This is a genomic window from Lysinibacillus sp. NPDC093688 (assembly GCF_050280145.1).
Taxonomy (GTDB): Bacteria; Bacillota; Bacilli; order Bacillales_A; family Planococcaceae; genus Lysinibacillus; species Lysinibacillus xylanilyticus_B.
This window is the reverse complement of sequence record NZ_JBNNUX010000007.1, coordinates 172,517-179,475: the sequence shown is the minus strand read 5'-3', so window position 1 is coordinate 179,475 and position 6,959 is coordinate 172,517. Positions and strand designations below refer to the sequence as shown.

Annotated in this window: 8 protein-coding genes; all 8 read right to left on the bottom strand. The window is 35.6% G+C overall.

The annotated features are described in order from the left end of the window. Positions 1-363: 363 nt before the first annotated feature. Positions 364-909, bottom strand: a complete 546-nt coding sequence (locus ACQKN2_RS08705) for a DUF2812 domain-containing protein (RefSeq protein WP_427414613.1) — start codon at positions 907-909, stop codon at positions 364-366. An 825-nt stretch (positions 910-1,734) separates the two neighbouring features. Continuing rightward, on the bottom strand, positions 1,735-1,977 hold the full coding sequence (locus tag ACQKN2_RS08700; protein WP_427414612.1) for a hypothetical protein: 243 nt from the start codon (positions 1,975-1,977) through the stop codon (positions 1,735-1,737). 101 nt (positions 1,978-2,078) lie between these two features. Then, positions 2,079-2,828, bottom strand: coding sequence for a CDP-diacylglycerol--serine O-phosphatidyltransferase (pssA, locus tag ACQKN2_RS08695; RefSeq protein ID WP_427414611.1), 750 nt, complete (start codon positions 2,826-2,828; stop codon positions 2,079-2,081). 476 nt (positions 2,829-3,304) lie between these two features. Beyond that, complete coding sequence (locus tag ACQKN2_RS08690) at positions 3,305-3,496, bottom strand: hypothetical protein (protein WP_427414610.1); 192 nt, start codon at positions 3,494-3,496, stop codon at positions 3,305-3,307. A 218-nt stretch (positions 3,497-3,714) separates the two neighbouring features. Continuing rightward, positions 3,715-4,386, bottom strand: a complete 672-nt coding sequence (locus ACQKN2_RS08685; RefSeq protein ID WP_427414609.1) for a CPBP family intramembrane glutamic endopeptidase — start codon at positions 4,384-4,386, stop codon at positions 3,715-3,717. Between the two features lie 185 nt (positions 4,387-4,571). Beyond that, complete coding sequence (locus ACQKN2_RS08680) at positions 4,572-5,291, bottom strand: ABC transporter permease (RefSeq protein ID WP_427414608.1); 720 nt, start codon at positions 5,289-5,291, stop codon at positions 4,572-4,574. After that, positions 5,291-6,079 carry an ABC transporter permease gene (locus ACQKN2_RS08675; protein ID WP_427414607.1) on the bottom strand — a complete coding sequence of 263 codons (789 nt, stop codon included), beginning with the start codon at positions 6,077-6,079 and terminating at the stop codon, positions 5,291-5,293. Before ACQKN2_RS08675 ends, ACQKN2_RS08680 begins: the two co-directional genes overlap by 1 nt. Next, positions 6,063-6,803, bottom strand: coding sequence for an ABC transporter ATP-binding protein (locus tag ACQKN2_RS08670; RefSeq protein WP_427414606.1), 741 nt, complete (start codon positions 6,801-6,803; stop codon positions 6,063-6,065). The genes ACQKN2_RS08675 and ACQKN2_RS08670 overlap by 17 nt, the downstream gene beginning before the upstream one ends. Positions 6,804-6,959 lie beyond the last annotated feature (156 nt).

The window sequence follows — 6,959 nt, the reverse complement described above, 5'->3', positions numbered from 1 at the left end:
TGTTCTTTCCGTCGCTCTGAGACTTTTATCCGTCGATGAGGACCTGCTTTCCGTCGATGCTAATTCTATCCGTCACCTTGGGATTTCTTTCCGTCGATATCGTTGTTCTTTCCGTCGCTCTGAGACTTTTATCCGTCGATGAGGACCTGCTTTCCGTCGATGCTAATTCTATCCGTCACCTTGGGATTTCTTTCCGTCGGTATCGTTGTTCTTTCCGTCGCTCTGAGACTTTTATCCGTCGATGAGGACTTGCTTTCCGTCGTCTCTAATTCTATCCGTCACCTTAAGTTTTCTTTCCGTCGCTCCGAGACTTCTATCCGGCGGTCATAAAAAAACAGCTGAAATGCTTCAGCTGTTTTTTCTTTATATATGCTTTGATTTTAATCGTAGGTTTTTCCACATATGATAGTAAACTCCACTAGAGGTCATCATCGCTGGGACAGTAAAAATTAAGGAATATGTAAATCCTTGCTCTGCAATGTGTTGAATTGTCCCAGAAGTAAATGTCATAAATACCCACAAGACCATAGTTATAGCAAGAGCAATTGATGCTGCTAGATTTATAGGCTTTGCAAGACGAGCTAATTTATCAATAGAAGATTCTGCATCACTATAAATAGGTGTCGTTTCTGGAGCTGCTTTAAAAATATGCATATCGGCGCCTGAGCATACATGTGTCCAGCCACCGTAAGCACATAACTCAAAATACTCCTCTTCGTCATCCTTCCGTAATTTACGATAATCTATACTAAAAATGACTTCTTCTGGTTCACCCTTTTCTAGCCCATAGCCAGCAAATCGAAATCTTTTTAAATGCCAGCCCTTTGCTGCTTTTTCGCTTAATTTTTTCATATCGAGCGCCTCAGAAAAAGCTAAACCAATTGATGGCATATATCTCTTATTTCGCACTATTTTTGCCCCCTTTGTAATCCCCGCTCTGCCAAATGAATTCTGAAGTATAGGTTCGATGGGGAGTCCCACTTTCACCAAAGAACAACCATCAAGAAAACAGAACACTCACCAACGAAGACCGCTACTCTCTCCTTCAAAGTGAACTTGGTGTCACTGATATGAAAACTAATATAAATATGCCCACAACCACTACAAATAAGAAAATTTTCTGCAATAATGAAAAGTCTCGAAATTTTTTATTTTGAAAAGCAAGTTCAGAAATTACGGTAAATAGAAAAGCTAATAAAAGAACCCTCAAGGCTCTATCAAGAAGTGAAACATTGTATATAGCAATCGCTATAATTGCTATGAACGAAAATAAAAGCTGCCTGAAATATTTGTTTTTTAATAACATTTCATCACCTCTCCCTCGTATTACGAGATTTGCATTCAAAAGATACTCCTATACATTTAATATCTATGTAAACAGAACTTCAAAAAATGCAACCATAACCTCGCCGCGAAAGACCGCTACTCTCCGCACCCGCAACAAAACCGACTACAACGCAAAACGAATACGCGGCACCGAAAACGGCTGGAACCGAAAAAGTCTGTTCTCCCGCTCAGGATCCGCAACAAAAAAGACACCACACAAAATGATGTCTCGAAAATACGCTTTATTTTATTGCTACCTTCCTAGTTTTCAGAATTATATTTATCTTCTACATCTATAATTACACCGTTCTCCAGGGTAACAATGAGGTTTCCAGCACACAATGCTCTATCGAATTTGTCTGTTGTTACGATAACGGCTTCAGTTTTCGTTTTCAATAGGTTATGTAATTATGCATTAACTTCTGACGATGCGACCGCCATTGGAGCATTCATATCTTCAGGGATTTTAATTAAGTGTCTATTGCAATTAACAATTTTTATTGCTTTGACTTCTCCGACTACTTCTACTCGTTTGTAGTCTTCGATTAACTGGCTAACAGTTTCAATGTTATCCGACCCTGTTGTGATAATGAATAGTTTTTGATCTTCTTTCTTTAATGTCTTTACTTCATCAATAGTGAAATGTCCCATCTTGTGCTCCTTCTACTTTCTTCTAATTAGCATTCTCTTGTATGAAAAAAACGCAAAACTATTGTTCTGCGCTTAAGAATAATTTTTTCTAACTAATTTAATTATTTTTTTCTAACTATCCTTTTAATTTTGAAGTTCTTTCTGAACACCTTGATATTCTTAACGTTTTTATTTCTCTTTGGTTTAAAGAAGTAAGCATCAACTATTGCTATCAAACAAAGTGCAATGATCACATAAAGCATATTCGGCTTGTTATGGATATAACTCATCACACCTAAGTATAGTATGTATCCCATAAACGGCACCATAAACATTGTTCGCTTCCTTGGCATTGCAACTTTTTTAAAACTCGGTATCTTAATTTTGCTTACCATTAGATATGCTAATCCCCAGTAGATGATATTAAACACAACAATATTCAATGAATCCTCAAAGAACACCATTAGTGCGACAATACCGCCAGCAAGTGTTATCGGAACGCCTGTAAAGTGTTTTAGGGTTTCTGAGGTTGGTGTGATATTAAATCTCGCCAATCTATAACACCCAAACAGCGGGAAGATACCACTTAACATCAAGCCATAGATACCTAAGCCCTCATAAAAAGTAAATGCCACTAGAATAGCTGGAGCGACACCGAATGATACAATGTCTGCTAACGAATCTAATTCTTTACCGATGTTGTTTGTGACACCTAATACCCTGGCTGCTCTGCCGTCCAATGCATCAAATAGCAAGGCAATGAATATGAAAGTTACAGCATTCTTCGTATCTCCGTTTACAACTAATCCTATTGCCAAAAATCCACTGAATAAATTACCGAATGTAAGTGCATTAGGTATAAATTTCTTCAAGTACTTCCACCACTTTCATCCGTTTTATAATTAATGTTTAGTCTCCGCCCATTATAGTATCGCATTCCTCGCAAAAATAATAGTTACCCAGACGGCCGTAATGCGACACTTCACTTATATCGGATTTTTTCCCGCAATCCTCGCACGTTTTCAGAAAATTAGTTTTATCAGTTCCTTGCTGTTCCATACTTCCACCTACCGCTTCTAAGAAAAGATAACTGCACCGTTAGTACAATAATAAGAAAAAAGAGCTGTCTAAAACAGCTCTTTGATCTTCAAGGAAAGCACCCCGTTAGCCATTCATGTAGCGCAAAAATAAGCTCTTCACCACAGAAAATGAAAGATGATTAAATTCTTTCATGGGAGTTCAATAAAAGTCGCATTTAATTTAATGATTTAGAAATTGGTGAAGTTTGATTTTCCCAATCAGTTGGTCCCTCATTAGGTTCAATATACTTCCGCCAATACTCCCCACTTTACTTATCAAATATAATGATATTACTATCGTTTGGCGAGATTAACTCATACCTGAATTGTTCTTCCTTTGTTTGTTTTTCCTTTGTTTTATTGACTTGTTCGGATGTTAAAGACTGCGATATAAACCATGAACCTAAAAGAATACAGAATACTAAGAAAATAATAGAAAAAGACATTAAATTTTTGTTCATCTACAACCCCCCCCCAGAAGGTAATACATACATTATATCATTTAACAAAATATAACATTCCACTTATTTTATTGAACTAAACTGCTCCGTTAGCCATCCATGAAGTGCAAAAATCAGCTCTTCACCACAGAAAATGAAAGAGGATTAAGTTCTTTCATGGGAGTTCAATAAAAAAGAGCTGCCTATGCAACTCAATGATCTTCAAGTAAAGCACCCCGTCAAATAATGGTAACGAAAAAGTTATGAAGTGCGTGCAATATAATAACCGACCATATTGAACCGGTCTTTTTGTACACAAACCCAAAGAGTAAGCCGAGAAAAAGAACATATAAATGCGTCCCAATATGAAAGATTTTTTCATCGTAAATCCAAATTGGATAGTGAACTACTAAAAATAATAAAGCTGTTATAATATTTGCTTTCCAAAAAGTCATTTTTTTATTAATCTCTTGTAAAATCAATCCCCTAAATACAATTTCTTCGGCAAGCCCTGCCATAAGAAAACCATTAAGGTAATCGTCAAAGGATAGTGAAAATTGAAATGATTGGTGATTAATTATATACGTTTCCGAAGTAAAATATAAGCCAACTAACAGTGAAAGAATTACTCCCCAAAATAAACCTTTCTTAACATTAACGTTCATTTTTAAGTAGTCAAATGGATTAGTATGTAAATAATATTTTATGTATAACGAAGTTGGAACAATCCAAACGAAACCTTTAACCAACGCCTCTAATAATGGCGAGATTATTTCACCGAACGAATAAAGGTATTCGATTAACCATAATTCTTTAATTGACCATACAAAGTAAAAAATGAGTAGAAACCTTATCATTGTTTTTACATCATTATTTTTCACTTTGTTTTCAACACTTAATTTCAATTCCATTTATACCTCCTAAAATCCAACGCTTTTTCAACTGTTCTATAACCTTTTGAAAGCCCTCTTGTTAATCCATAAAAAAGTCTTTCAGGAATCTTTACATAAAACAAATTACGTAATTATACTGAAGAATTTGCAACAAAATCTTCAGTATAATTGCACTTTATTAATAGAATCAAGTCTATGCCAAATTAACGAACATTACGATATAAAAACAACCAAGCAGAAATAGTAAATAATAATACTACCCAAGAAAATTGAACCGCTAGCCCCGACCATTTATCCAATAAGGTACTTAAAGCAGGTATTGAAAAAAGATTCAATGTAGCAAGAGTAGGTAAAAATTTTGCCAACTGAGAAATTGTAAACAACATTTGGCTAAGTCCCAAAATAAGCGGGAACATGATAGCGATAGGTGCTATAAGCGATTTTGTCATAATAGATAAGGCAGAGGTAATCCAAGCTAATTGAATCCAACTAAGTATGCCAAGAAAAATACTTCCAAGTAACCCTATCATTAAAGTACCTGTCCATTCCATATCATGTTGAAAAAAAAGAACAAGTAAACTAAGTACACTTGAAACTATTCCTGTAAATACTACAATTACGGTAATATTCACAAATTTCGCACATAATAATTTTAATCTTGATGGTTGTGTGAGAAGTGTTGTTCTTAGAGCAGAGTGCGAATATTCTTGTCCCAAATAACTTGCACTGGCAACAATAATTCCTAGTTGACCTAAATAGAGGGCTTGCAAGCAAAGAGAAAGTATCTCCTTCTCTCTCCCTATCTTTGGTGTATCGGATGTTAATAAGAAGAGTAAGGGAACGATAATAGCTCCGATTACACCTAAAGTACACCAACCAAAAGAAAAAAATTTAGTTTTCTCACTACGCAACGCAGCGTACATCAATATTTCCCTCCTACATCATTACGAATAAAAGCATAATAAGATGTGATTAAAGTTAATATCACCCATATCAGCAGTACGATACTGCCTTTTAATGGATCATGTTCAAAAGGGTCTGTTGGTATTGCAATGAGAAGATTACCTGCTGCCACAGGAAGATACTCCCCCCACCCCCATTTTTGTGCTAAATAATTCCCAAGATTGTAAACCTGAGGAACTAAAAATACTAAAGGTACTATAGCATTTCTAAAGAGCATTCCGATCCCAAAAGAAAGTATGGTTAGTAAAATCCAATCCAGCACTGAAAAGCCAATAAACCGCCAAGCAATTGTACTTAAATAAAATGGATGTAATCCTAGTTCCCCCAAACCAAAATGCGTAATAGAAATCGTGGCAAAAATTGTCAAATGCGATATTAATGTACTACATATTAAAAGTGCAAGTACTTTCGCACAGAAAACCTTAATACGACTACTTTGACATAGTAAAGTTGTACGTAATATATGATGTTTATATTCACTTGCCCCTAAAATTCCTCCAAAGACAACCATCGGTAATAACCCAAAAAGCACTGCATCAAATCCCAAATAATCCAAAGGAGGTAAGGCTTCCGCTAATTCCGGGTGAGTTTCTGGTGTCGCGTCTAAACCCATCTCAGCGAAGCTTTTTGCCGAGATTAGTGCAAGTAATGGTTGAATAACCACAACTAAAGCACAAATTAACCACCACACTCTACTTGAACAAATCTTTATCAGTTCAAATCGTATGGTTCTAGAAAAAGTCTTCATCTTTTGCTTCACCTTCTTCTGTAAGAGAAAAGAATACATCTTCCAATGATTCTAGATTTTTCATAACATGCTGAAGTTCACCAGTTGCTATTACTTTTCCATGATTAATAATAACTACATCGTCTGCCACAGCTTCCACTTCAGAAAGAAGATGTGATGACAACAAAATAGTCTTTCCCATGTCTGATTGCTGACGAATAAATTTTCTAAACCAGCGAATTCCTGTTGGATCAAGCCCATTTGTTGGTTCATCAAGAACAATATATTGAGGGTCTCCCAAAAGAGCTACTGCTAGTCCAAGACGTTGTCCTTCACCCAATGATAGAGTTCCCAGCCTAGCTTTGCTTTTTTCTGATAAACCGACTATTTTCAATACATCGGACACACGACGGAAAGAAATGTTGTTGCTTTGTGCTATGATTTTCAGATGGGTTTTTACTCTTCTAGAAGGAGTACCACCTATACCGTCAAATGCTGCTCCTACCACTTTCAATGGAGTATTAAATGTTACATAGTTACTTCCACCAAAAGTTGCCGTTCCTGTTGAACGATCAAGTCCTAACAAAATACGAAGTGTTGAGCTTTTTCCTGCACCATTTGGTCCAAGGAAAGCTGTGATTCTCCCTTGTTTCGCTTCAAATGACACATCTTTTAAAATATCTTTTTCTCCATGTCGCTTACATAATTGTGATATAACAATATTGTTTGTAGTATTCGTCAACATAAATATCTCCTTTGAAATAAATTAGTATTAATTAACAGAATTTCAGTTTCTAAATTAAACAAATAGGAACTTAACATCGTTAATGGTTTCAGATAACTAAAAATATTTGTTTTAATAATAATCTATTTTCAAACTATTTTTCTTTTGTGTAACAAA

Excerpts from the sequence above, each read along its gene's own strand:
- ACQKN2_RS08670 (WP_427414606.1), bottom strand. The coding sequence starts at position 6,803 with ATGTTGACGAATACTACAAACAATATTGTTATATCACAATTATGTAAG.
- ACQKN2_RS08675 (WP_427414607.1), bottom strand. The coding sequence starts at position 6,079 with ATGAAGACTTTTTCTAGAACCATACGATTTGAACTGATAAAGATTTGT.
- ACQKN2_RS08680 (WP_427414608.1), bottom strand. The coding sequence starts at position 5,291 with ATGTACGCTGCGTTGCGTAGTGAGAAAACTAAATTTTTTTCTTTTGGT.
- ACQKN2_RS08690 (WP_427414610.1), bottom strand. The coding sequence starts at position 3,496 with ATGAACAAAAATTTAATGTCTTTTTCTATTATTTTCTTAGTATTCTGT.
- ACQKN2_RS08700 (WP_427414612.1), bottom strand. The coding sequence starts at position 1,977 with ATGGGACATTTCACTATTGATGAAGTAAAGACATTAAAGAAAGAAGAT.
- ACQKN2_RS08685 (WP_427414609.1), bottom strand. The coding sequence starts at position 4,386 with ATGGAATTGAAATTAAGTGTTGAAAACAAAGTGAAAAATAATGATGTA.